17 protein-coding genes are annotated in these 26177 nt (G+C 47.1%); 2 read left to right on the top strand and 15 right to left on the bottom strand.

All coding sequences use genetic code 11. The features are described 5' to 3' along the window. Nucleotides 1-30: 30 nt before the first annotated feature. The 4 genes from BM210_RS10805 to BM210_RS10790 all read right to left on the bottom strand — a co-directional run bounded on the left by BM210_RS10805 (nt 31) and on the right by BM210_RS10790 (nt 5265). Nucleotides 31-846 (bottom strand): HAD family hydrolase, encoded by an 816-nt coding sequence (locus tag BM210_RS10805; protein WP_091167808.1) that lies wholly within the window; start codon nt 844-846, stop codon nt 31-33. Between the two features lie 71 nt (nt 847-917). Next, entirely contained in the window at nt 918-2930 is a 2013-nt protein-coding gene (locus BM210_RS34290; RefSeq protein WP_143101035.1) for a GSU2086 family protein, read from the bottom strand. Nucleotides 2931-3035: 105 nt separating this feature from the next. Then, complete coding sequence (locus tag BM210_RS10795; protein WP_091167806.1) at nt 3036-4043, bottom strand: DUF4432 family protein; 1008 nt, start codon at nt 4041-4043, stop codon at nt 3036-3038. An 85-nt stretch (nt 4044-4128) separates the two neighbouring features. Beyond that, nucleotides 4129-5265 carry an ROK family protein gene (locus BM210_RS10790; RefSeq protein ID WP_218184916.1) on the bottom strand — a complete coding sequence of 379 codons (1137 nt, stop codon included), beginning with the start codon at nt 5263-5265 and terminating at the stop codon, nt 4129-4131. A gap of 408 nt (nt 5266-5673) precedes the next feature. Between BM210_RS10790 and nfsA the strand changes: the two genes are divergently transcribed. Further along, nucleotides 5674-6411, top strand: a complete 738-nt coding sequence (gene nfsA, locus BM210_RS10785) for an oxygen-insensitive NADPH nitroreductase (protein ID WP_091167803.1) — start codon at nt 5674-5676, stop codon at nt 6409-6411. Nucleotides 6412-6493: 82 nt separating this feature from the next. Next, on the top strand, nt 6494-7627 hold the full coding sequence (locus BM210_RS10780; RefSeq protein WP_091167801.1) for an NAD(P)-binding domain-containing protein: 1134 nt from the start codon (nt 6494-6496) through the stop codon (nt 7625-7627). 81 nt (nt 7628-7708) lie between these two features. On the opposite strand, the gene BM210_RS10775 is transcribed toward BM210_RS10780, so the two are convergent. The 11 genes from BM210_RS10775 to BM210_RS10725 all read right to left on the bottom strand — a co-directional run bounded on the left by BM210_RS10775 (nt 7709) and on the right by BM210_RS10725 (nt 26156). Then, the gene (locus BM210_RS10775; protein ID WP_091167800.1) at nt 7709-9028 is read right to left on the bottom strand and encodes an LLM class flavin-dependent oxidoreductase; all 1320 of its coding nucleotides are present in this window, start codon (nt 9026-9028) and stop codon (nt 7709-7711) included. A gap of 79 nt (nt 9029-9107) precedes the next feature. Next, nucleotides 9108-10454 (bottom strand): ABC transporter substrate-binding protein, encoded by a 1347-nt coding sequence (locus tag BM210_RS10770; RefSeq protein ID WP_091167799.1) that lies wholly within the window; start codon nt 10452-10454, stop codon nt 9108-9110. 281 nt (nt 10455-10735) lie between these two features. Next, nucleotides 10736-12559, bottom strand: a complete 1824-nt coding sequence (locus BM210_RS10765; RefSeq protein ID WP_256223492.1) for an ABC transporter ATP-binding protein — start codon at nt 12557-12559, stop codon at nt 10736-10738. Continuing rightward, nucleotides 12543-14297, bottom strand: coding sequence for an ABC transporter ATP-binding protein (locus BM210_RS10760; RefSeq protein WP_091167795.1), 1755 nt, complete (start codon nt 14295-14297; stop codon nt 12543-12545). The genes BM210_RS10765 and BM210_RS10760 overlap by 17 nt, the downstream gene beginning before the upstream one ends. Beyond that, on the bottom strand, nt 14294-15262 hold the full coding sequence (locus BM210_RS10755) for a carbohydrate ABC transporter permease (protein WP_091167794.1): 969 nt from the start codon (nt 15260-15262) through the stop codon (nt 14294-14296). Before BM210_RS10755 ends, BM210_RS10760 begins: the two co-directional genes overlap by 4 nt. 132 nt (nt 15263-15394) lie before the next feature. Next, the gene (locus BM210_RS10750) at nt 15395-16261 is read right to left on the bottom strand and encodes a carbohydrate ABC transporter permease (RefSeq protein ID WP_091167793.1); all 867 of its coding nucleotides are present in this window, start codon (nt 16259-16261) and stop codon (nt 15395-15397) included. Further along, nucleotides 16258-18696 carry a DUF5696 domain-containing protein gene (locus tag BM210_RS35340; RefSeq protein ID WP_091167792.1) on the bottom strand — a complete coding sequence of 813 codons (2439 nt, stop codon included), beginning with the start codon at nt 18694-18696 and terminating at the stop codon, nt 16258-16260. The genes BM210_RS10750 and BM210_RS35340 overlap by 4 nt, the downstream gene beginning before the upstream one ends. Continuing rightward, the gene (locus BM210_RS10740; protein ID WP_371263463.1) at nt 18693-20819 is read right to left on the bottom strand and encodes an SMP-30/gluconolactonase/LRE family protein; all 2127 of its coding nucleotides are present in this window, start codon (nt 20817-20819) and stop codon (nt 18693-18695) included. The genes BM210_RS35340 and BM210_RS10740 overlap by 4 nt, the downstream gene beginning before the upstream one ends. 98 nt (nt 20820-20917) lie before the next feature. Then, on the bottom strand, nt 20918-21820 hold the full coding sequence (locus BM210_RS10735) for a carbohydrate ABC transporter permease (RefSeq protein WP_091167789.1): 903 nt from the start codon (nt 21818-21820) through the stop codon (nt 20918-20920). 327 nt (nt 21821-22147) lie between these two features. After that, complete coding sequence (locus BM210_RS10730; protein ID WP_091167788.1) at nt 22148-23161, bottom strand: carbohydrate ABC transporter permease; 1014 nt, start codon at nt 23159-23161, stop codon at nt 22148-22150. After that, nucleotides 23151-26156: an extracellular solute-binding protein gene (locus BM210_RS10725; protein WP_256223491.1), complete on the bottom strand. Its 3006-nt coding sequence runs from the start codon at nt 26154-26156 to the stop codon at nt 23151-23153. The genes BM210_RS10730 and BM210_RS10725 overlap by 11 nt, the downstream gene beginning before the upstream one ends. Nucleotides 26157-26177 lie beyond the last annotated feature (21 nt).

Genomic DNA, 26177 nt, shown 5'->3' with positions numbered 1-26177 from the left:
TTGCTTCGTAAGCGGAACCTATATAGCCTTCTAGCTATCTAAGCTATCTAATCCCAACCATCGCATCCATTTTGACGTATCCGTGAAATCTCCCGCTATCCAGTCAGCTCCTGCTGCCTGCAGTCTTTCCTGCTTGATGGGATTCATTCCCTCACGTTTGTCCTCGTCACTTGCCAGCCCCAGCGCTAATGCACCATTTTCCTTAGCCAACCTGATCTCCACTTTACCATCTCCAATAACAGCAAGGCCTTTACCCTGGAACTCCTCATGACCGAGTAATTCCCTGATGACCTTCTCCTTGGAGCAGTCCGCACGCCCAACCGGAGCACCAGCAATTTCTTTAAAAAAAGTCCGAACCCCTAGAACCTCTGCCTCATTAACCACATCCGGATGATCGGTTCCGCTTGCGATGTACATCGGTATTTCATGCTGCTGAAGCAGTTCAAGCAATTGTTCCGAGCCCTTTATCAAAAAATCCGCTGGTCGATACACCCCCGTCTGTAAACCTCTGATCCGATCATTCACCTGAAGCAGCAGACGCCTGTTGTATTCCGCTTTATACTCCCACTCTCCGAGTACATTCGGATTCCAGCCTTTTTCTATCACCTTTTCAGCTAACCAGCGCATCTGGAAAATGGTTTGAATACCGGTTGATTGATCAATATAATCGATAATTTCCTCATTCAGCTTCTCTGCTTCCTCAGTTGTCAGCTGCTGGCTGCCGGTAATCATTTCTTTGAACAGAGGAACCATCACTTCCTCCCATCCTGCCCTGAGTGTAGATAGCGTACCGTCAAAATCGAACAGCACCGCTTTAATCGGCCCTCTCTGTTTTTCATTTGTCATTCCAGTCTGTCTCCTTTTATCGTGATCCGAATTGGACTTTCTCACTACTTTTAACTATTTGTTTCCTTAAACTACTTGTTCCGGGCTGCTTCTACTGCTTTCCATATTGCCGGCACGGTCTCCTGATGCAAGCCTTCAAAATGAAATCCTTTCCCCCCAAGACTGGTGGGACGGTGTACAATATTTTTGCGCGGACGGTAGTAATACTCCCAATCGGCATAGCCGACTTTAGTTGAATAATCACCGAGCCGGATGATATCAAAATTGGCGGTCGTAATCTGATTTACAGGATACTGCAAATTTCTGGCGATCGACAGTGCCTTAAGAAATACTTCAGGCCCGGTAACTGACGAGCCAAAGTTCATAAACACTCCGCCCTCCAGATGCGCTACCGTATGACAATACGATTGAAAATCATAGCCGCTGGCTCCGGCTTGAATACTTAAATCCGATTTGGGATGCAGCTGGATATCATCGGTACCTATCGTAATATGACATGTATAAGGAATATCGTATTTAGCACACGCTCCCAGTAAACTTTCCTCAAGGTAAGGCAGCCTGTGCAGATGCTTATGGGTGTAATCCATCAAGCTTTCACCGTATCCACGTTTTGCAGCATGACCTTCTTCAAGCGCCTGATGGATCAGGTCACCGGCCTCCTGCCACATTCCGAGCTTTCCTTCGTGCAAATAGCCATCCTCTCGCTCTTCTGCCTGACCGCATAGCGCAAGTTCTACATCTTGGAAGCAGGCGGCTCCATTCACAGCGATATGAGTAATGAAGCCTCGTCGGATCAGATCGATCAGATAACGGTTGACGCCGCTGCCTATCATATTACCTCCAATGGAGACGAGAATGTGGCAGTTATGCTTTCTGGCTAACAGCAGCCGCTGCATGAATTCGTCAAAATGCGGAGGCTGCCAAGCTTGCTGCGTATCCGATTGATTCGAGAAGGATTCGCTAGCCAAGCTCACTAACGGATCGGACAGATCCTTCACATGCAGTCTGCTAATTCTTGTATGAATCGGATATAGAACGGTTTCATTTCCCTTGGTTGATCCTTGCCTGACGCTGATTGCGGGATCGGCTGGCGGAAATTCGATTCCGAGCTCCTGCTTTCTCCTCAAAAGACTGTGGAACAACGTCGGAATCGTCTGCTGGTGCAGCCCGTGAAATAAATAACCGGTGCCCCCAAGCTCGTTCAGCCTATCGACAAATACACGCCGTGGACGATAATGGTATTCCGGATCTGTTGATTTCGGCATTCCATCTGCCACCACCGGCACAATATCGAAGTTGGCAGCGATAATGTCGCGCATAGGCAGCCCATGGTTGCGGGCAAGCGATAACCCCTTAAGAAAAATTTCCGGTCCTGAGATAGCCGAGCCGAAATTTAGACATACACCCCCGTCGCTCATTTCCGCAATGGACTCGCACATACGGTCAAAATCCTCACCGGAAGCTTTTCCCAAAGCCGCAAAATCGACGATGGGATGTTGGTGAATAATATCCGTTCCAATGGAAATGTGGCACGTATAAGGGACGCCGTATTTCTGGCACTGAACAAACACGCAGTCCTCGTAATATGGGAACTTTTCAGGATTCGTCGATACATATTGGTAAAGGCTGGAACCATAGCCCAAGCCCTGTTCTGCTCCCTGTTGGATCGCTTCGTTCATATAGCGTCCTGTTTCCTCCCACATCCCAAAAGATCCATCTTCGATGGAACGGGCTACATCCTCGGAGGTTTCGCCGAGAAAGGCCAGCTCGAAATCATGAATGCTGGTCGCTCCATTGCCGGATACATGCGTCACGAATCCATGCCTGACCAGCTCAATGATGTATCGGGATAAACCATTTTTGATAACGTGTGCACCCATCGACCAGATTACAGGCTTGCCAGCCTGTCGTATTGCAAGTATATGCTCTATCAGCTCCTGAAACTGAGGTGCTTCCGCAGCCGCAAAAGCAACCGCTTGCTCTTCGTAGGGACGTGCCATGTTGGCGATCGTGACCAGATTCGTCCGTGAATACACAGAATTGGTTTGAATACCATCAAAAGATAATCGTTTTGTGTGTGTCACTTGGTTCCTCCTTAAAGCTTTTCGTATACAAAAACCAACTCCATAAGTGTCCAGAACACCACGGTCGCTTTGCGGTTTATCCATCACACTGATAACATGACACTTTCACTTATGCAAAAATGAGTTCGCAACAGGAATTGCCTCAATCTCCAGCCAAGAAGTAATGCTCCCTTCGGCAGGAACCTCCAACGCGTATCCCTGTTCAGCCGCTTCACTCAATGTCAATTTCGGCGGCACATTGAACATCTCCAGCCCTATGTTGTAATCACGCCCAAAAAACGGGGCATCGCGGTCTGCCATAAAATTTTGCCAATACCACAAATAAGGCCATACTTTCCCATCCCATCGAACCTCGAGCGCTACTTCTTTAAGCGGATTGGTCAAGCGATATTGATAGGCTGCCATTTTAATGAACAGCAGATCTCTTTCGGTACCGGGAGCAGGCATTATCGATAAATCCACAGCAACCTCATCTTTTATCATAAAAGGCCATTCCCAGCTTTCACCGCTGACGGGATCATATATTTGTGCGCCTTCTCCCAGTGAAATAACCGTTTCCCGGCCTATAAATGGAGCGCCGAATGCCAAATGATGTCCCCAGTTCGCTTCTAACGAAGTTGTCGGCGACAAGTTGTACAGCGTCTCCTCGATTCTCACCGTTCCGCTTCCCGAAGTCAGCGTAATCCGCTTTTCAAGACGAAAAGGCAAAGAACGAATACAGTTGATCAGTACAACTTGAATTTCATTCGGATCATCCTTAATAATGCGGTAGTCCCAAGGCGTCACTGCTGATTCTCCGCGATGAACGGTCGCTCCCCGATATTGTGAAGTACAGCTCACCTCCGGCAGCATCTCCTGCCAACCGCCCAAATAGCTGCTTTGGTAGTCTGAGTATAAGGCGTTGGCACGAATCAAGCCCTGTCCCGATATCCAAATGAAATCGGTATCTGTAGGTTTATGCAGCCAACGAATAGGCTCAGCCCCTTTATCCAAAAGCAAATGAATCAGCAGCTTTTCATTTTCCAGCAGCAAGGAGCGATAGCCTTTATAATCGATGTCGTCAACAATTCGACAGCCTTGATTACGAAGCGATCGATACAACAGATCTGTCATTGTACACCCCATTTTATATTTACTTAATTATTAAGTTAATTATTCAAAAAAAATGAATCCGTCCCCTGCCCGGAACGGACAGGGACTAGCTATCGTGAAGCGACAACAATCGAACAGGCTCAGATAACAGAAAGCCAAACAGCAAAGCAGCAGCGCCAACCGCGCTTTGAGACGTACCGAAGGTTGCTGGCTCGATTCTCAAGCGATCTTTGGCAAAAGCATACAATCTTGACTGCAAACGCGGCTTCAATTGATCCAAATGGTCTGTCAGCAATGGAAACAATCTGCCTCCAAGCAAAATGAGCTCGGGATCGTACAAATTCTGAACATTAACTAATGCTGCCTCTAAATAAGCAAGCGTCTCTTCGATACACCTAATGGCATCGGGCTCTCCTTGTCGAATAGCTGCCTGCAGCTCCTCTAGCGTGCTGCCCTGTGACCAACGGTTAAGAATGCCCGGAATGGACCCGACCGTTTCCCAACAGCCACGGTTGCCGCAATCGCACATTTTACCGTCCAACACAATCGTCATATGGCCTACCTGACCACATAGTCCATTCGTTCCGCGAACGATTTTACCATTGGTGACGACCCCGCCGCCGATCCCGATCCCCATCGTAATTAAAACGAGATTCTGTACATTTTTTCCAAGTCCATACCAGCGTTCGGCCATTGCGGAAGTTCTCGCATCATCCTCAATAAGCGTAACAAATCCAAATTTCTGCTCCAGCACCTGCTTCAGCGGATAGTCACTCCAGCCGGGAAAGTTGGGAGGTGCAAGTAAAGTTCCACTCTCATAATGGATGGGGCCCGGAATACCTGCTCCCAATCCTAAGATTTGTCCACCTGCAGCTTCGATTTCCTGTTTAACTGCCGATAGAAGCGGTGTGATTACCTGAAAATAAGCTTCCGGTCCTTGAACGCCGTCCATTTCTCGTTCAATGGATTCTATAATGGTTCCATTCAAATCCATCACGATAATTTCAAAGCTGGTACGTCCGATATCCAACCCGATAATGCGATAAAAACGCGGGTCAAATCCTAACATAACGCGTCTGCGCCCCACATTTCCCGAAATCGCTTCATTTTCCCGTAAAATCCCCAATTGAATCAGATCATGTGTAAGATTGGTGATCGTACCCGAAGTCAGACCCGTAAGCTCAACCAATTCCACACGCGATACTTGACGGTATTCCCATATTCGTTCCAGAATCTCTGACATATTTTTTTGTTTAACCTGCTGTAAATAAATCATTTTATTAGATATGCTCGCTCATTCCTTTAATTTTCTTAATCATTTAGTTAATTCATATTATACATGCGGTACATGCATCTTGTAAATCCCTGATATGCAGCCGAAGATACGTATGATACACCCAGCAAACCATATTTGAAGCATAGGCTATAAGCACCAAACGGTATGCATCAGCGGAAATTCGCATAAGCTATCCGTAGAGATGAACGTTGACAGTAGCACTAAACGATGTTATATTTAAACATAGTATTACACTGCGAATAGTGTGTATATTTACTAGCTACCGGATGACCGGAGACTGGCCTTGTGCCCAAGTCTTCGGTTTTTTTGTTATCCAGCAATCATGCTTTTACTATTTGAAAAGGGGAACACGCCATGAATTCCACAATAAGCCAATTGCAGCAACACCGTTCCATCCGCAAGTATAAGTCGGACCCATTGACCGATGAGCAGCTCAAGACGATTATCCAATCCGCACAAAGCGCTCCAACCTCCAGTAATATGCAGGCTTACAGTGTGATTGCTGTAACTAATCCTGGGACCAAGAGCGAGCTTGCCAAACTGGCCGCGAATCAATCGTATATTGAGGAATGTCCTGTATTCCTGGTCTGGTGCGCCGATCTGCACCGCCTTCAGCATGCCGCCTCTGCAGTAGACGATGTTCAAATACCTAATACCACTGAAATTTTCATCATTGCTACAGTTGATGCCGCTCTGGCAGCCCAAAACGCTACACTTGCAGCTGAATCGCTTGGTTTGGGCGCCGTATATATCGGAGGTATCCGCGATAATATCCGTAAAGTGTCCGACCTTCTTCGATTGCCTAAGCTGGTTTATCCTGTATTCGGCATGTGTGTCGGGTACCCGGATCAAGAGCCGAGCTATCGCCCCCGTTTACCTTTAGAAACGATTCTGCACCGTGAACATTATTCCACCGACAGCTACGACGAAGGCATAGAGCAGTATAACTGGTCCTTGCAGGCTTTTATGGCAACCCGAGTAGGCGGTAATCGAGACACCAACTGGTCCAAGGAAGTGGCTAAGCGTTTGAAATCCAAAAAACGGGATGATGTCACACAATTCCTGCACGATCAAGGCTTTGAATTGAAGTAACGAAGTTAGTTTTGCATTCGCAAAACTCAGTTGACGCTTACGAAGTTAGTTTTGCATTCGCAAAACTTTTAGGAGGACCACTATGCTGGATTTGATTATTATAGGCGTAGGTCCTTATGGAATTTCATTGGCGGCTCATGCTTCCGCTCATGGTTTGACCTACAAATTACTGGGTTATCCCATGCATTTCTGGAAAAACCAAATGCCGCAGGAGATGTTTATCCGAACCAATCCAATATCCATAGGACTATCCGACCCACAGACGATGTATACGTTGGAACGTTTTTCGGAAGAAACAGGGGTTGAAATAACGACTCCTCTACCTCGCCCTGTTTTCGTTGAATATGCCTTTTGGTTTGCTGCCAAAACGAATGTCGTATTTACCCAGGAGTATGTGACTCAACTGCAGCCTTTAAATTCCAATCAAGACGGGTATTCAGTCATAACTGAAAACGGTCAGGTTTATTCAGCCCATAACGTGATCGTTGCAACGGGTCTGCAGCACTACGCCTATATCCCGGAGGTTTTCAAGGGAATTTCCTCTGAGCTCGTCTCCCATACGTTTGGCTACAGCAGCTTCAGCTCGTTTTCCGGGAAAAAGGTTGCTGTGATCGGAAGCGGACAAAGTGCCTGGGAAGCCGCAGCCTTGCTGCATCTGGCGGACAGCGAATGTGAACTTCTTTATCGGCGTGAAGCTCCAAATTACAGCGTCAAAGCTGCCACAGGCATCGAATTGATTGAGCTGGCAAGCACCTTTTACGATTTGCCTTTGGAGAAAAAGCAAGAGCGTTGGGTACAGCCAGCCGGCAGCATTGCCAGCTTCCTGCGTCCTTATGTCGATGGAAAAATACGTGAAACTGCTCATGTATCGGTTGAGCTTGCAACAACGACCGCTAACGGAAAGCTCTATCTTAAGCTAACCAATGGTGAGCATCGGATTGTCGACCATGTGCTAACGGCTACCGGCTTCCGAATTGATTTGGACCGTGTTCCTTTCCTTGATCAGCAGCTGCTGCAGCGAATTCAGCGTGAAGACGATGGTTTCGCTCAATTTCCCCTATTAGATGCTCATTTTCAAAGCAGTCTGCAAGGTCTTTATTTTGCCGGTCCGCTCTCCTCACATACGCATGGCCCTGCATTCCGATTTATCGCCGGATTAAACAAAGCCTGCAATTCGATTATTCCTGAGATGAGTCGATTAAAATCCGTAGTTTAAACAAATACCCCACCCATTCCACTTATCGAGTGGTTTAGGTGGGGTATTTGTCATAGGTTCATTCGATTTGAAGTCATACGCCTATTGCGTCACAGCATGACGAATATTAGCAGGACGAGCCAGACCCAGATTCTCACGAAGAGTCTTACCTTCATAAGCGGTTCGGAACAATCCGCGATTTTGCAGCTCAGGAATCACCTTATCGACGAATATCTCAAGTCCACTCGGGAATATCGGCGGCATTAGATTAAAACCATCTGCGCCCCGCTCTTTAAACCAATGCTCTATCACATCGGCTAATTGAAGAGGTGTGCCTGTAAAGGTAAGATGTCCCCTAGCACCCGCCAGATGTGTGATAAGCTCACGAAATGTTGGTTTTTCCGTATTGATTTGATCGATCAGCAGCTGATGCCTGCTCTTCATCCCCTGAATCGTTTCGGTTCCACGTGCACCTTCTATGGAGGGAATACGGCTGTCAGGTGAATATCCGCTAAAATCGAGGCCAAGCCGCTCGGAAAGCCGGTTGATCGCGCCCTGCCAATCCGTCAGCTCAAACAGCTCATTCTCGATATCCTTCGCTTCTGCCACCGTATCGGCAAGAATCGGGCTAAGTCCCGGCAAAATTTGCAGCTGCTCCGGGGTGCGTCCGTATTTGGCCAACCTTGATTTAACATCACGGTAAAAATCCTGTGCACCCGTTAACGATTGCTGTGCCGTGAAGATCACTTCCGCCGTTTTGGCAGCCAGCTCTTTGCCGCTTTCTGAGGAACCCGCCTGCACCAGCACAGGATGACCCTGTGGACCTCGCGGAATATTGAGAGGACCCTTCACCGAATAGCTGCTGCCTTTAAAATTGATTTCGTGTACTTTATTGCTATCGATTTGGACACCCGCCTGCTTGTCATAAATGAGGGCATCGTCCTCCCAGCTGTCCCACAGCTGCTTAACAACCTCGACGAACTCCTCGGCGTTTTCATATCGCTTGGCATGCTCCGGGTGTTCGTCTAATCCGAAGTTATGCGCGTCCGAGCCACCGCCAGTTACAATATTCCAGGCAGCCCTGCCACCGCTCAGGTGATCCAGGGATACGAATTTACGTGCTACATGGAAAGGCTCATTATAGGTCGTATTGACCGTCGCGATCAAGCCGATATGCTCGGTTACTGTAGCCAAGCCTGATAGGAGAGTAAAGGGCTCAAACCGTCTCCAGGTTCCCGAATAATTATCGGAAATAAACAGAGAATCCAGCAGGCCGCGTTCAGCCGTTTGGGCCAAATGCTTGTAAAAGTTTACATCCAACGTACGCTCCGGCTGAGCAAGCGGATGTCTCCAGCCTGCCTCGTGATGCCCGGCCATAAAAAGAAATAAGTTTATATGCAGCTTGCGATTCGTCTCACTCATGAATAAGCACCTCGCTTTTCAATATATTCGGGGGAGCACAGCGCAAGCTTTCATGGCGCTTTGCTCCCCTGCAGCTGGATTATTGATTTTTCTGCAGTCGCTCGACTTCTTTATCTATGCTCTCTGATGCTTTGCGAATGGCTGTATTTACGTCTGTACCCTTAGCAATACTTGCCGCCGCATCCGTCACAAATTTATTAATATCAAGCTCAAACTGGTGAGAGGTATGCTCCTGAATCGGCTTGACGGCAAATACATTTTGTACTTTTTTGCCCTTTAGCACTGGAAGATCGGCACCATATTCTTTTTCCAATTCCGGATTAATAATCGAAGGCACCCTGCCGTTACGGGAAAGAATCCTTTGCGTATCATCGGATAAAATATGAGCTATTGCTTGGAACGCTTCGTCTTTATGTGTGCTTTTGGTAAACACGGACAGCGTATGGTTTTGTGCCTCACGCGACTTTCCTAGCTGATCACTGAACGTAGGCACAGGTGCAATATCCCAGTTCACTTCAAGTCCCTGCTGACGAAGCTCCTCAAGTGGTCCAACCATATTGGCCAGCCACGTAGGCCTCATCGCCAGGTTGCGGTCCTTCATAAACTCATCGCGTCCGTACACATACTTATCAGCTTTTCCGATATAACCGGGAATTTCATAATTTTGCTTGGCTACGTTAAATACGCGAACCCAGTCCGGTGTGCTTAACAACGATTTACCCGTTTTTGGATCGATAACCGGCAGCGCCAGATTTTTGGCAATCCCGATAGGACCTTCCGCATCAATACCGATATAGTTCACGCCGTTCTCTGTTCGGGTTAGCTGACGTCCCAGCTCTAATGCCTGCTCCCAGGTCATCTGCGTATCGGACGGGTAAGGAACGCCGAACTTATCAAAAATATCTTTATTGTAGTAAAGAATATGTTGATTGGAATTGAACGGCAGCTCCAGCAGCTCGCCTTTATTCGACAATTCCTTGGCATAGCTCAACATTTCCGGTTTAATCCGTTTGAGATCAAAATTATACTTTTTCACATACTCGTTTAAATCCAGCAAAACGCCCAGGCTAATGACTTTCCGGTGTGAGCTGGAGCTGGAATAAATAATATCGGGTATTTGTCCGGAGGAAAAGAAATCTTCCGGTGTTGTTCCAGTTGGTGGCTCGATCCGCTCTACCTTAATATTTGGAAACTTTTTATTAACCGGATCGGCAATAAACGTTTTAAATTCCGTATTCGTAAACGTCCCACTGCTGTTGTAAAATTTCAAGGTGATGGGTTCGGTGCTAGTTGCTTCCTTCGGCGCAGATGTTGAGGTCGGTTTGGCCGGGTCCGTCGCTGCTGCTGTAGGAGCCTCTTTCGAGCAAGCTGAAAGTATAATAAGAATAAAAATAAGAGCTACGGTCACTGAATGTTTCAACTTCATTTTGTCTGCACCCCTCGATTATGTTTAGTTATTTCTGTGTGATCAACTGCTTGCCTCTCTCCGAAATTCCCGCTCCTCTCTGGATATTCCACTCTTTATAGAAAAAACCGGAGACCCCTCAACAAATGTTGATTGTCTCCGGTTTTCCGGTAGAATATTTTTATTATTCCTATAGAATTACTATGAAATGAAATATATCATCAAATAAGTACGGTGTCAATCCTATTTTTAAACAGAAATGGAATGTATTTCATAAGATCATACGCAGCAGTACAACAGCCTTACCCCGTATCTTGCGTAATAGTCCCTTGCGAATGCAGGTAGAGCTGTTCATAGTAACCATGCAGCGCAAGCAGCTCGCTATGGGTCCCCTCTTCTACAATACGTCCTTGGCTCATCACCATAATGCGATCCGCCTGCATAACCGTTGATAGCCGATGGGCGATCACAATCGACGTTCTTCCCTTGGCAACAATGTTCAGCGCACCTTGTATCATTTGCTCCGTGTAGGAGTCCAGATTCGCGGTAGCCTCGTCCAAAATCAATACTTTTGGCTGAAATACAATAATTCGTGCAAAGGAGATCAACTGCCGCTCACCAGCAGACAATCCGCTTCCCCGCTCCGATACGTGCGTATCATAGCCCTCCTTCAAACGGGTAATAAGCACATCAGCCCCGACCAGCCTGCACGCCTGAATGACCTGTTCACGTGATATCGTCTCGTCAAACAATCGGACATTATCCATAATGCTGCCCGAGTATAAATACGGCTCCTGCTGTACAAGTCCGACCAGACGGTGCAGCTGAGATTGTGCCATATCACGAATATCCACATCATCAATCCGAATACTGCCTTGCTGCACATCGTAAAACCTGCAGAGCAGACTGATCAGCGAGCTTTTCCCTGCTCCCGTGGAGCCAACAATCCCGATCAATTCTCCCGGTACAATATGCAGATCGAGCTCCTTAATGACCCTCGTCCCCTCATGATAAGCAAAGCTAACGTTATCAAAATCGATTTTTCCGCTAATGCAAGCCAAGTCTAGAGGTTTCGCGTCGACTGCATCCGTAATCTCCGGCTTAATTGAGAACACATTCCAGATCCGGTTCAAGGAAACCGTGGTCGATTGGAGCGTATTCCACTGCTGCGTAATCGTATTGATCGGCTGAAAAAATTGCCGGATGTACGTGATAAAAGCATACAAGACACCAAATTCAATGGTCTTATCAAAAACAGCAATACCCCCTAGCCATGTCACAAAAGCAACCGACAAATTACCCAAAATATCAAAGGATCGATTAAACATCACATTCGTTCTGATCTCGCGCAGATTGGCCTTGTAATAACTGACATTGTGATCCAAAAACCGCGATTGCTGCTCCTTCTCCTGATGGAAGGCTTGAATCAGATGCATACCGGACAAGTTTTCTGCCACATACGAAACGAGCTGGGACAGCTGCGCTCTGGATATTTGGTAGGTTTTCCGCATATAGGAACGAAACCCTGATGCGATAAGCACAATAATCGGCATAATCACCATGCAGTACCACGTTAATTGAACGTCCAATTGAAACATAATGACAATAATAAAAATCAGCGTCATCCCATCACGTACCAGACTTAACAGCACCTGCGTAAAAAACTGATTGAGCGTTTCCGTATCACTCGACACATGTGTAATTAAGCTGCCGCTGGACGTACGATCATAGTAGGACATCGACAATTTGAAAATATGCCGGAACAAATCCTTGCGGATTCGAGCAACGATACTCTGACCCGCCAGCTGCAGCAGGTTGTTCTGCAGATAGGTAAACAGCAGACTGCTGATCGATAATCCCAAGTAAACTGCGCATATGATCAGGAGTGTGCGGTAATCATTTTTGCCAATCATTAAATGTTCATCAATGGCAATTTTTACCAGATAGGGTTGAAGAAGGTCTGCAGCAATTGACAGCACCGTACAGAAAAATACGATGATAAAAGTAAGCCTGTGCGGCTTTGCATAAACCGACAGCTCGCGAAATGCCGACTTGTAGGCTTTACTCGCTTTTGGCGGCGTGCTCTCCTGCTTGTTGTTCTGTTTTTCCTTACTTAGATTCGGCAATGCTGCTTCCCTCCTCTTGTATAGCAAGCAGCTTCGCATATAAGCCTTCTTGGGCGATCAGCTCCTTATGGGAGCCTCGCTCCACGATGCAGCCTTTATCCAGCACGATAATTTCATCCGCGTGCTTAAGCGCACTGATGCGATGCGCGATCCAAATCGTCGTCTTCCGGGCCCGTACCTTGCGCACCGTATCAATGATGCTCTTTTCAGTAACAGAGTCCACGGCGCTGACACTGTCGTCCAGAATCATAATTGGCGATTCTTTGATCAGGCCGCGGGCCAGACTTGTGCGCTGCCGTTGTCCGCCCGACAGCGTGACCCCTCTCTCTCCCAGCTTGGTCTCGAACTTATCGGGAAATAAAGCAATACTCGACGATATTTGCGCTTGACCCGCCGCTTTCTCAACCAGATCAAGCGACGAGCTTCTTCGGAAAAAGGCGATATTGTCGCGAATCGTCGTACTGAACAGAAAACCCTCCTGGGGTACGTAGGCAATTTGGGTTCGAAGACTTTCCAGTGTAAGCTCACGAATATCCGTATCGCCAATCCACACGGTTCCTGCCGGCGGATCATAAATACGGAGCAATAGCTTTACCAATGTTGACTTGCCGCTGCCTGTTTTGCCGACAATCCCCAACGATTTTCCTGCCTGCAAACTGAAGCTAATATTGTGAAGCACCTCATCCTCTTCCCCTGGGTAAGCGAAGGATAATCCCTTTACCTGGATTCCAGAGTCAGCGAAGCTGGACGATTTGGCTTGCTCGATTTCAACGATTTCCGATTTATTATCCAATAATTGGTTGATGCGATCAAGCGATGCTCTTGAGCGCTGCATCGTGTTAATCACACGACCAATTTGCTGAAGCGGATTCACCATCATGCGAATATATAGGGTCAATGCTACAAAATTCCCAAGCGAAATTTGCTGATGAATCGTTAAATAACCGCCAAAGGCAATCGTTACAATCAGCGAAAAGGCGCCCAGAAACGGAATCATCGCTTCAAATAGCGAAGATAAACGAACCAGACGCAGCTGATGATCACGAATACGGTCTACAGCCTCACCGAAGCGGGAATTCATGATCGGCTCTACGGCAAATGTCTTCGCTACACGAATGCCGCCGAATTGCTCCTCAGCAGACTCCGTCATTTTGCCCAGAGCCTCCTGAACCAGCAGAGATCGTTTCTTAATTACCGGACGAAAACGGACAACCAGATAAGGTATGAACAGCAGCGGGAACACACAGCAGACAATCAAATAAAACGGAATAGAGCTAAAGAGCATCGTAACCACGACCGATATGATCAGGATCGTCGAGTTAATAATGTGGTTGAATCCCATGGAAATCGATTCCCGGATCGCCGTCACATCATTCATCACATAGCTGAGCAGCTTGCCTACCCCATGCTTCGAATAAAATTCAGCACTAAGCGTCGTAAAATGGTCGAACAGCCGTTTTCTGACAACATATTCAAACCGTCTGCCCATTCTCATGATCAAATACTGCCCGACAGCCGTCAACAGCCCGAAGGAAACGCCAATACCGAGCAGTTCCAGGCTGTAATGGATAATTAACGCTTTGGTCAGTTCCCCCTGCTGCAGCTGATCGGTAAACAGGCCGAGCAGCTTCGGATAGTACGACTGTATAATATTTCCACATGATATGGACAAGGCAGCTACGATATATATCGGCCATTTGGACAGCACATACTCTGTCAGCAAACGTGTAGCCTTCACTCGACCAACCCCGTGCGCTCAATACCTTCGACAAACCATCGCTGTGCAATTCCGTATACAATCAGTACCGGAACAATGATGAGAAAGGATGCGGCCATTTTGATGGGCTCCGAGAAAATACTGGTCCCTCCTTGCGCTTCATCCGCTGTCAAGGATGCAGCCAGCTTAGCCAAGCTGATGGACAGAGGGACTTCCTTGGAGCCGGACATATACATCGAGGGCAGGTAAAAATCGTTCCAATTCCACACAAACGAGAATAAAAAAACGACAATGATCGCAGATTTGGAAATCGGCAGCATGACCTTAAAGAAAAATCGGAAAGCATTGGCTCCGTCGATTCTTGCCGCCTCTTCAAGCTCCTTAGGCAGCGTTGAGAAAAACTGACGAAAAATAATAACGAACAGCGCCCCCTTCAATCCATGACCGAATACCGCTGGCACAATCATCGGCAAATACGTATTTGCCCAGCCTATTTCTTTGAACATTAGAATGGAAGGCAATATCGTCAGCTGCGGAGGCATAATAAACGTAAATACCAAGGCGGCAAACAACAGCTTTTTCAATGGAAATTCCAGTCTGGCAAATGCGTAGCCCGCGATCGAGCAGGAAATAATCTGCAGAATGGAGACGGACAATGAAATTGTCAAACTGTAGAAAAAGGCCGACTTGAATTTGAGCATCTCGAATGCTGCCTGAAGATGTCCGGTATACAGCGACCGGGGCACCCAGATCACGGACGAATCCAGCATATTGTTGGCATCCTTCAGCATCGTGATCACCATGTACAAAATAGGCTTTAAATAAATAAATGCGGTATCGATCAATATCAGGTACAAAAACAAGCGGAACAGAAACCCTTTATCCGCTTCTTTGCCGATCAAAAAATATTTCGTGGAGATCAATCGGTCCCTGATGGATACATCGGCCAATTGACGTTTTTTGAATAATTGGAGCACGCGTTCCATGGTGGTCCCTCCTAAGAGTTTTGCGTATGCAAAACTGGCTTCGTAAGCTTATGCTGTGTTTTTGCGTATGCAAAAACTAACTTCGTAAGCTTATGCTCAGCTTCCTTTGGAAGCTTTCTTCGTAAGCATTTCCTAGCTGCGCTTGCCGCTGAATGCCTTGTCGACCCGGCTGTACAGCAGCATGACTATACCGATGAAAACGAGCACGATCATAAAATAAATCCAGGCAAGAGCACTGGACAGTCCATAATTCGCTGTCGTCACTTTGCTAATAATCGGATTGGTCGGAAATGTAAACAAATCGACGACCGTAAAGATCAAGTTTAAAAAAATAAACGGTATAAGTCCCGGCAGCGTGATTTTCCAAAATGTATTCCATGGGTCCGCACCGTCAATACGAGCAGCCTCGTAAACCGAGGACGAAATCGTCTGTCTCCCGGCCAGGAAGATCAGAATTTGCACCCCTGAGTACCAAAGCACAAGCACAAACGAGCTGATCACATGGTTAATCGGTTCGACCCAGGTTTTGGGCACATATTCAATAATATACGAATCGATTCGTAAAGATTCCACAAAGGATAACGTACCTTCACCCTGTTTAATAAATTCCAATATAATTTGACCCGATGAAAAAATAACCGGCAGGAAAAAAACGATTCGAAAAAAGGTTCTTCCCCAAAACTGCTGATTCAATAAAATCGCAATCAGCAGCGAAAATATGAGAATAATCGGGATCATGACCGCTGCTTCACGCAGAAAGGGAATCAAGTCGTCATACAGCAGTCCGCCATCAGCAAATAAAATTTCACGATAATATTCCACACCATTCGGGATTGTTTCAATCCCATTGACCGTCACCTTTACACGATGAAAGCTCATGTATAAAGAGAAAACCAAAGGAAAAGCCACAAAAGCCAAAAAACCAACGACCCACGGTGTAATGAAAAGCGTACCCTCCAATTTACGGAGGGTGGCTCCTTGAAATCTCATTTTGCTCATTGCTGCGTCCCCCTCTTCCCGACAATAAAATCCTGGGCCGGAACGCGAATACCGCCATTCGTGAATTCCTGCTCGTTGTAGTTCACGATGATGGTTTTGCCACCTTCATAAGTGGTTTCCTTGACATTGGGAGCCAACGTTCTGTGTCCGATGATCAGCTTATCCTGAACATCACCAAGTGCTTCATTAAACCGTTTATACTCCTCTGCCGCTGACGCCTCCCAATCCCGATAATTCATACTGTAATACCAAACGGAATAGGCGCCTTTCATCGTACCGGAGGGAGCACTCGTAAATACATAGGCAGGATAAGCGCCCAATTCGATACTGCGCAGGAAATCCGTACGATACTGTTCACGTAGATTCGACCATTCCGATGTGTACGTGATCAAACCATGCAGCACAATTTGTGTAAAAGGTACCGATTCATCTACAAAAATATCATACGAATAAGTGTCAGCTAACCGATGTATATGATTAATCTCGTTCAAAGCATAAAAATTGGCGTTTTCTGCATGGACGCTGCCAAGCGTGTCCTTCGTCTGCTTGAGAATAGCCTGCTGACTCTTTAACACATCACTGCGGCTTGCCCGATAGCTGTTGTTGTAATCACTGTTCAAATATTGTCCGATGCCCTCATTGAAATAAATACCGTCAGCACCAAGCGCTTTGTAGCTGCCCAAATCCTTTTGGGCCACATTAGTGGTAAAGATCGGACTCACCAGCGTTGTCATTTCATGATTGGCATAATTTTCAAATTCGATTACTTTGCCCGCCAAATCACGAAGCCCGTCAAACATCGGCCAAAATCGGTCTCTGCCATTATTATTCAATGTATAGTTGGCTGTCAGGTATACCGGAATTTGCTGGGAATGAGCGTATTGGATAAATTGCTGCATCCCATCATTACCCCCTATTCGTGAATCGACGGGGAACAGACCTCCATGCGAACTGTAGCCATCCTGCTGCCATCCTGCATATTGAACCGTCAAATTTTTGAGCCCCCGTGCGGTCAGGCTCTTGATCATATCAATAGCCTCAGCCGTCGACGTCCCCTTCAAATATTTGTCCCACAGCAATCCCTTTTTGATATCCGCGCCAATGATGTCGATATATACGGGGACCTCGCCGCTTTTGGGCTGAACAAGCTTCAAGCTTTTGTCTTTAATCAAATAAGCCCTGTATTTCTCCGCCATACCTACGTAACCGCTTTTGTCCGGTGCGAGGAAATAAAAGCGGGTCTTACGCTCAGGAACTGTAAAACGATCCTTACTGTAAGTAAAAAATCCGGTTTGTGCTTTTTTGCTCGTATTTTGGAAAAATTTTGTGCGGTACTGCCATTCTGTCGTTACCCAGTTATATTGTCCGAAGGCACCATTCGGAGCTGCGAATACCTTGCCATATTCCTCACCCGAAACCATCACGCCGACCAGGCCCTGCGCTCCCGATTTTAAACCGAATACAGGGATTCTGAGCGGGTTGCGTGCTGTCGTTTCATTAAAGAAGGAACTGTCAGGCCCATACACACTGGCACGATAAAACGATTTATCATTGGCCTGGTTTGGCTTGAAGCGAATCAAAGCCCCTGAGCCGTCCGGTACAAACAGGTAGCCCTCCTGCTTATCATTGTAGGCCTCAGCTCCCAATAACGGATACAGCTTCAAATTCAGCAGGCTAAGCTTGCCTTCTTTAATATCCGGGTCCACAATAACCGTATCTACGAAATCATCCTGCAATCTGACCTCGATTGGAATTTTAAATTGCGTACCTGTAAAATTGAACACTACCTTGAACCCGTTTGGAGTCGTTTGGAAGCCTTCTAGAACGCCCTTATCCTCCGTCCAGCTGATTGTTTTGGCCTGAGACTTGGAATTGGACGCATCAATGTATTCAAGCATTATTGGCGATAATAAATTATTTCTCCAGGTTCCTGTTATCGTTTCCTTGGGCCATTGCTCCGGATTCGGATAGGAACGCCATACCTGGCCGGTTTGTTTGTGCTCCACCTTAAAGTGGGCCGTCGTGTCATGGACCCATAGCTTCAACACCGACGATTCTGCAATAACTCGAAAGCCCGCTTCATCTGGAAGGCCTGACTTTGCCGCTCCAGCTGGCTGCTGAGCTGCGGGTGCTGGTGCAGTTGCTGTCGAACTCTGCACTGTTGCTGCTGGTGCGGGTGCTGTCGAACTTTGCCCTGAAGCTGCGGGTGCGTTCACTGTCGAACTTTGCCCCGATGCTGGAGACGCGGTTGCTGTCGAGCTCTGTCCCGAAGCTGGAGACTGCGGCGCAGCTGCAGCTGAAACCGCTGTACCGCTCTCCTTCTGATCGGCGGCATACAGCCAGTTCACTCCCTGCTGCTGAAAGAACGCGATTCCCACTATCAAAGCTACTATCAGCGCAGCTGCTGATCGATACCAAACCTGCTTACGCCTCATCGAATCGTTACCTCCTGGAAGACCGAATAGCCGAAGTCCGTCAATTCTTTCGTTAATCCAACCGTAATAAAAATCAATACGCCAAGCACGGTCATCGTAATCAATGACAGCACGACGCTCACCGACGTTTCCCCTATACTGTAATTTTGCATGCTCTGCACCTTCCAGAACAGCAGCAGGCCAATCCATACAAACAAGCCAATATAGAAAAAGTAATAAATCGAGCTTTCATTTAATGTCATGACATTGGAGATGATGGTTAGTGGGAGTCCGACCAGCACCAGTGGAAATAAGGCATACGTGCTTCCATAAACCACATCACGGAATCGGCCTTCCCCTCGTAAAATCGAGGAAATCAAATAGTTGGAAATGACCCATGCAAGCCAAATAGCCAGAAATTGGACAGCTACCGTTAGCAAATTAACTTCAAGAATAACAGCTGGATTAAAAATAAAGCTGATACCTGCCTGCATGATGCAAAAGGATGTTAGAGCCAATACCCATATAATCAGGCTGCTCCATGCGCCTGCTTTGTTTTCGTAACGAAGCGCTCCAAATCCATCAATCGGATGCTTTAATATATAAAAGGCTTGCCCCAGCTGCTGTACAAGGATACGCTCACTCCGCTTGCGCTGACGCCACTTTTGCCGCCAATCACTTTTCTTGCTCCATTTCTCCAAAATAAACAGCACGATGAATACCGCTATGAGGACATTCATCAACACGCCGAAATTCTTTTGAAACCAAACCAGGCGATTTTGCCAAAAAGCATCCGAGTAGCCCTGAGCCTGACCTGCCTCGTAAAACAGCTGCTGCGCCCGGGTGTAGTCGCCTTTTTTATAAGCGGCCTTCGCCAGCCCCAAAATCGCCGGTGTATAGTAGGCGTTAAGCCGGTTTACCTCTGCCCAGAGCGCCTCGCTCTCCTCATATTTGCCCTCCTGTGTCAAATGGTTCGCCTTGTGTACCAAGGCGCCAAATTCAGAAAGCCGAAACGATTGAACAAAATTATTTTCGCCGTCAAGAATAAACAATTCATTTTTAGAGTTGGTCGTAATGGCTGTTGGCGTCTTAACCAAACCCAGCTTGGTCGTGACCGCGTTGTCGTCGCCCCACCAGAAAAACAGCAAATTACCGGAGCTGTCGTATTGATTCACAACCTTCAGCTTCGAATCAATCACCGTAATATTCCCATCCAGGTCTACGGTTAAATCCGATAATAAGGGCACACGATTCTGATAATCAAAAAAGGCTCTTTCCCCATAAGACGTTTTCTTATCGCTCTTGGCGAAATCGCCTTTACTTTCCAGCTGGTCGAGCCCTGCGATATTCAGTTTCTTGATTTGTCCGTATTCCACATCCTTGGAAACCGTATAGATCATGCCATCCTGATCGGCCGTCACGCTCGCTATCGAGCCGGGCAGCTTGCTGATTTCCCGCACGTACATTTCCCGTGTATACACCAGCCTTTTGAACATATCGATCAAGGAAAAGCTTGTCGTATTAGCACCAAAGAAGCCTTGAAAATTACCTGTTGGATCCAGCTGTACAAGCCCCTGATAGCCGCCCAAAGCTGCTATATATAGAAACCCGCGTTTGTCCACGACCAGCTTCACCGGATCAAACTTGAATGATGCAGGAAGAAACTTGGATTCGGGACGCTGAAACTCGCGAATTAATTTCCCATCCTTATCAAGGCTAACCACACGTTTGTTCCCCGTATCGGCAACGTAAATCGTTCCCTTGGAGTCGATAAACAGTCCTTGCGGCTTATTCAAAGGACTTTCCTTGACCTCCAAAATACGGACCAGATTTCCTTTTTCATCCAAATGAACAATCCGATTGTTCCCGGTGTCCGCGATATAGATCTGATCCTTATCATCAATAAACAGATCCTGAGCTTGCTTAAGTGGAGAAAAGATCAGCTGATCTGGCTTTTTGGGGTCAGGAATATAAATCTCGCGCCCAAGAGCCGCAACCGGATTGTAGGCAGACTGTGTCCAAACCAATTGATCGTAACCATCCTTGTAATTGGTGTTGTACGGCGTATAAGCAAGGATTTCTCCCGGTCGAATGAACACCGTCGAGATGATAGCCGCAAGCAGGATCAGAAGAAGCTGTTTCATAAGATACGAGCGCAAGAAGTCGTCCTCCTTTCTTCGGAGTCTATCCAACGGAGTCGATTGGGTTAACCAGCTCTATCCGTTGGGCAGACTTCTCGGTTTTATTTAATACCTGAATGTGCCATCGTCGAGATTACTTTTCCCTGGAAGAACAAGAAGATCAGCAGGTTCGGCACGAACATAATTAAAGCTGCTGCTGCTGCTGCGCCTTGACGGGCTACAATATTGGCTGCATTATTCGTTAATGTACTCAGAAAAAACGGAAAATTTTTCATTTCATCATTTTGCATAAACAGCTGAGAGGTTTCCACATTGCCCCAGGAGTTTTGAAACGTCAAAATCGCTACAGTCGCTACTGCCGGCATGCACACCGGAATGACAATCCGCAAAAACACACGAATTTCACCTGCTCCGTCTATTCTCGCCGCCTCCAGCAGTTCGTTCGGCAGCTGATCGATAAACTGCTTAAGCAAAAATACACCTACAGGCATCGCAAGCAGTGGTAAAATATGCCCCCAATACGTATTCATAATACCTAGATGGCTGACTACCAAATATCTTGGAATTTGCATCACCTCGGGAGCGAACATCAATGTCAGCAGAATAAGACTGAATACGTATTTATGACCCGGAAATTTATGCTTCGAGATCGGATAGGCGCACATTGCACTCACTAGCGTAACGCCAACTACGGCTGCAACCGATATGACCACGCTGTTAAATAAGTAGCGAGTAATCGGCACGGTAGAGTTGGCGGCTACCAGAAACAGCTCCGTGAAGTTCTGAAGGGTAGGCTCCCTGACAAAAATATTAGGCGGATACACAAACAGCTCATGATAAGGCTTTAAAGCATGGTTCAAAATATATACGATAGGCAGCAGCATGAAGATGGATAATACAACCATCAGGACGATCAATATTTTTTGAAACGTGTCCATTCTTGACAGCCGGGGTCTTCTGCGGAAAGCATGAGAAAGCTTCCCGGGCAAGCGCAATGTAGTCATCTATGAACCTCCTCAGGCTTTCCTTTGGAAAGCCTACATCGTAAGCATCACTTGAGTTTTCCGTATGGAAAACTTGCGTCGAAAGCATTCACTTGAGTTTTCTTTTAAGAAAACTTTCTTCGTAAGCATTACTAGAAGTCCGGTGAATAATGAGCGGAGCGGCCAAATGATCCTGGAGAAGCGTTAGCGCTCGCCTTTGTTTCCGTACTTTTACCGCTAAATCTCTTAAAAAATTAAAAATACGGAAACAACAGCGATCGGAAGGATATTTGGCAGCGCAGCGGGACTTATTCACCGAAATTCTAGCATTTCCGAAGCGAAGCCCGATTAATCGTCGGCTGAACCGAACAGCGACCAGCTCAATTTATTGGACACATACATCAGAATCAGCAGAAATACAGAAATCGCTGCTGCATAGCCCATTTCAAAACGGATAAATCCATAATCATCGATATGATTAATGATCAAGTGGCCTGCATATTCGGGGGTCGGATTCACACCGGACAACTCGACGCCAATCGCTCCTGCTTTAAACGTAGCAACAATAGCCATCACCGCCCCAAACAGCATCTGCGGCTTCATCGACGGGATCGTAATGAACCAGATTTCCTGTATTCTGCTGGAGATGCCATCCAGACGCCCCGCCTCATACAGCTCCTTGTTCACATTGAGAATACCGGCCAGCATAGCCAGAAAGCCGACGCCCATACTGGACCAAAGCGTAACCACAATCATCGAGTTCATTAAATAATCTTTACTAGTTACCCACAGCTTAGGAACATCAATGAACCCAAGCTGCAGCAAAATACTATTCAAATATCCGATTCGATCTCCGGTCAGCATGGGCAGCCATACGATCGACATGGCAATTCCAATCGTCAGGGACGGCGTATACATCGCTAGCGCAAACCATCTGCGCAGTGAATCGGGCAGCTGGGTAATCAGCCAGGCAAGTGTAAAGGCTGCTATATAGCCGCCCGGCCCGACAATAAGCGCAAACTTGAACGTGTTGGGCAGTGCATATTTTAAGAACAACAGATCCTGAGAGATCAGATACTGAAAATTTTGCCATCCGATAAATCTCGGCTGTTCTATGGCATTAAAATAAGTAAAACTTAATCCTACGGCAGCCAACACAGGGATGAGTATAAAGGCAATGAAGCACAGCATAAACGGCGCAATAAATAGATAGGATAGACGATACGCCCATATTTCCGAGAGTAGGCTGCTAAGCCTGCTAGCTTGCGGCTCTACTTGCAACTCTACTTGCGGCTCTACCTGTGGCTTAGCAGACGCATTGACAGGCGTGCTAATCGCGACATTCGAGATTTTATTTAACATAGGCGTTAACCCCTTCCCACGGCTTATGAATCACCGGTAAATCTAAAGTTTTGATGGTTCGGCCATCCTGATCGACATAACCGAATTCCTGCTGCTTGCGCCTGAGCTCCCTATCGATGTCCAGGACCGCGGTTTCCAGTGAGCTTCGGTAATTCGTCCCATCTACAACAGCCCGCAGCCATGCATTTGTAATCTCTCTTTCCAAAAAGTAGCCGCCAGGCAGATTGGGAACATCCTTATACCAGCTCCACTGCTTGAGAATAATGTTGGCATCCTCCTGCTTCCATGGCAGCTTGACGAACGCTTCCGCATTGGAAGTATTCCAGCGGAAAGCTACACCATTCACTGCTTCGATGTCGTTACCATAACGTGCCTGGGTCTCAGGAGAAATCCACCATTGCATGAATTTCCAGGCTTGATCCTTTTTCTTGGACTTTTCGAAAATAACACCGGTTCTTTGCCCGCCTCCAGCCCATCGTTCAATGGTTCCATCCGACTGCTTGACACCGGGAATTTCAGCAATCCCCCAGCGATTATTCAGCTCAGGAGCCGCAGCCGTAAGCTGTACATACATATTGTAATCCGAAACGCCAATTGGCATCGTACCTCTGCGGAAATGCTGGTAAAAGCTTGGAACCTCTTTCTCCACCGCATACGTATTATACAGATCAGTCCATTGCTTAAACGATTTAAAGCCCTGCGGAGTATCCAGCGCCGTTCTTAAGCCCTGCGGATCATAGAACTCGGCATGATTTTGATAAAAGAAAGGCGTATAGTCCTTCGGATTCATATAGAAATTCAATGAATTTTGCTGTAAAACCGGCAGCAGCGCATATACATCATCCCATGTCTGCGGTATGTCCAGATTCAGCTGCTTCAATATATCCTTTCGATAATAGAGAACCTGAAACGACTGCGTTTCAGGGATCGCATAGTATCCCTTATTATAGTGAAGCGGCAGCCAGGAGCCTGGACTGAACTGATTATAAATCTTCCCAAAATCAGGGAGCTTCGATAAATCCGTAACACTTCCGCGAATCGCATAATCCACAGGTAAATCTTGTGTCAATCCAAGCGCTACATCGGGCTGTATGCCTGCCGCATTGGACATAACGAGCAGCTGGGATGTTGGCAGCAGGTTAACCTTGACCTTGATACCCGTATCCGCTGTGAATACCTCATCCGTCAGCTGCTGCAATTGATCCACATAGTCGCGACCGCGCTGCACCCAGACGTTCAATACGCGTTCATCCAAATCACTCAGGCTGTCCCTCGATTGGAAGGAGTAGAAAAAGTTCGTTACTGAACCGACTATTTGTGAAATCCATGAGGCTTCCATCTCGGGAAACGGTTTTTCCAGCGGAGCAATGTAGATTTCATCCAACTGCAGCGGCTGCTGCAGCAGCTGCTCAATAAAATTACTGATCTTTTCGTTAATACTTGTAATTTGATCGGCATAATAAGGGACATCATCAAGCTTCTTCAGCAGCTCGCGGACATCCTGGGCAGACGTGCTGAAGCCCTGAATGATGCTGTCTTTGCTGCCATTCACCTGCAGCAGCTGCCCGGACAGACTGTCCATCAGCTTTGCCGTTTCATCCAAACGACCTGCCAGATCAGGCAGGTCCTGATCCACCTTCCAGGTGCGATTTCTGTCAATTAAGCCACCCGTAAGGGCTCTTAAATCCTGATCGATTGAGCGAAGCTTCTGCGATAATTCATCAATTCCGATCAGGACAGGCTTGACGGGAGCTCCAGTAACAGCTATCGATAGTGTATGTTTTCCTTTTTCAAGATACAGCTCGTAGGGCTTGCCGTCAGGCTGTTCGATGACAGTTCCCTTCCAGCCTGAATTGTAGGGAAACCGATACGTAAGAAACTCTTCAAAAGGTACCTTGTCATCAATCTTGATTCTACGAAAAGAGGATTTTTGCGAAATTTGGTTTTGCAGAGAGCGCAGCGCCAGCTTATATTTGCCTGTCTCAGGCACCTCGAAATTCCAGATAATTTCCTGGTTTTGATACATCCATCGTTTGCCTCCAACCGTGTTGTAGGTGATTCTACCCTTGGCGACAGGAACTGTGCGCGGGTCCGTGTCAGAGAACAGCTTAATCGACGTATCATTTTTCAAAGCCATATCTTCGGCCTGCAGAGTTAAAGCCGTTGCTTGAACAGGATTTGACAGGGGATAACTGGCTGCTACTCCTGCGTATGGCCTGGGCTTTTCTGGAGGCACAATACGCAGCTCATCAATAGCAACCGGTTCGATCCCGCTTAATCTAAGGGTGTGAACGCCCTCGGTAAGATACCACTTTAACGGATTTGCATAAGCGCCTTCCGAATCAATAAACGGTTTAATTCGCCAAGCCGGAGCTTCAATCGAACGGGGCCGTACTTCGTCTCCATCATCATTTTTCAGAATAGGACGCGAATCCTTCCATTCCCGATAAAATGTAATGGAGGAGGCTTCCCGAAATGGGTGCTTCCCGTCAAGCGTTACGTCCCATGCGATTGGATTGCCGACCCCGTTACCCGGAAGCGGTCGATAGGAGGCCTGAAATTCGTATAAACCCTTTGCAGTCACGTTAAACTGGTATTCCACCCAGCTTGTAGAAGCTCCTTTCCATAGCAAAACATCCGATTTCCCCTCAAAGCTGCCTGTAGAAAAGGCTGTGCCCTGTGAACGTGCCGCAGGTGTCGAAGCTTTAATGATCACAGAAGCTGCTGCATCCTGAGCCCCCTGCTGCTTCCAAACTTGCAAGGCATCGGCATAATAAGGTTCAGACTCGGGGCCGCTGCTAGGTTTCACATCCTGTGCTTTGACAGCTGATGGTGTGACACCAGCAGCTGGCTGCTGCTCCTGCTTGAGAGCTGCTGCATTTGCCACCGGAGCTGTCCCTTCCGCTGGCAGGAGGCTAACCGCTCCCAGGATGTAAGCTAACACAACGAGTAGGATTCGCTTCCGAGAATGTTTAGTAAAATGAATGAAAAACAATACGTACACTCCCTTCCCGAT

Source organism: Paenibacillus sp. 1_12 (genome assembly GCF_900114475.1).
Lineage (GTDB): Bacteria > Bacillota > Bacilli > Paenibacillales > NBRC-103111 > Paenibacillus_S.
The sequence above is the reverse complement of the archived record's forward strand: the minus strand, read 5'-3'. Positions and strand labels throughout refer to the sequence as shown.

Excerpts from the sequence above, each read along its gene's own strand:
- BM210_RS10805 (WP_091167808.1), bottom strand. The coding sequence starts at position 846 with ATGACAAATGAAAAACAGAGAGGGCCGATTAAAGCGGTGCTGTTCGAT.
- BM210_RS10795 (WP_091167806.1), bottom strand. The coding sequence starts at position 4,043 with ATGACAGATCTGTTGTATCGATCGCTTCGTAATCAAGGCTGTCGAATT.
- BM210_RS10790 (WP_218184916.1), bottom strand. The coding sequence starts at position 5,265 with ATGTCAGAGATTCTGGAACGAATATGGGAATACCGTCAAGTATCGCGT.
- nfsA (WP_091167803.1), top strand. The coding sequence starts at position 5,674 with ATGAATTCCACAATAAGCCAATTGCAGCAACACCGTTCCATCCGCAAG.
- BM210_RS10780 (WP_091167801.1), top strand. The coding sequence starts at position 6,494 with ATGCTGGATTTGATTATTATAGGCGTAGGTCCTTATGGAATTTCATTG.
- BM210_RS10775 (WP_091167800.1), bottom strand. The coding sequence starts at position 9,028 with ATGAGTGAGACGAATCGCAAGCTGCATATAAACTTATTTCTTTTTATG.
- BM210_RS10770 (WP_091167799.1), bottom strand. The coding sequence starts at position 10,454 with ATGAAGTTGAAACATTCAGTGACCGTAGCTCTTATTTTTATTCTTATT.
- BM210_RS10755 (WP_091167794.1), bottom strand. The coding sequence starts at position 15,262 with ATGGAACGCGTGCTCCAATTATTCAAAAAACGTCAATTGGCCGATGTA.
- BM210_RS10750 (WP_091167793.1), bottom strand. The coding sequence starts at position 16,261 with ATGAGCAAAATGAGATTTCAAGGAGCCACCCTCCGTAAATTGGAGGGT.
- BM210_RS35340 (WP_091167792.1), bottom strand. The coding sequence starts at position 18,696 with ATGAGGCGTAAGCAGGTTTGGTATCGATCAGCAGCTGCGCTGATAGTA.
- BM210_RS10740 (WP_371263463.1), bottom strand. The coding sequence starts at position 20,819 with ATGAAACAGCTTCTTCTGATCCTGCTTGCGGCTATCATCTCGACGGTG.
- BM210_RS10735 (WP_091167789.1), bottom strand. The coding sequence starts at position 21,820 with ATGACTACATTGCGCTTGCCCGGGAAGCTTTCTCATGCTTTCCGCAGA.
- BM210_RS10730 (WP_091167788.1), bottom strand. The coding sequence starts at position 23,161 with ATGTTAAATAAAATCTCGAATGTCGCGATTAGCACGCCTGTCAATGCG.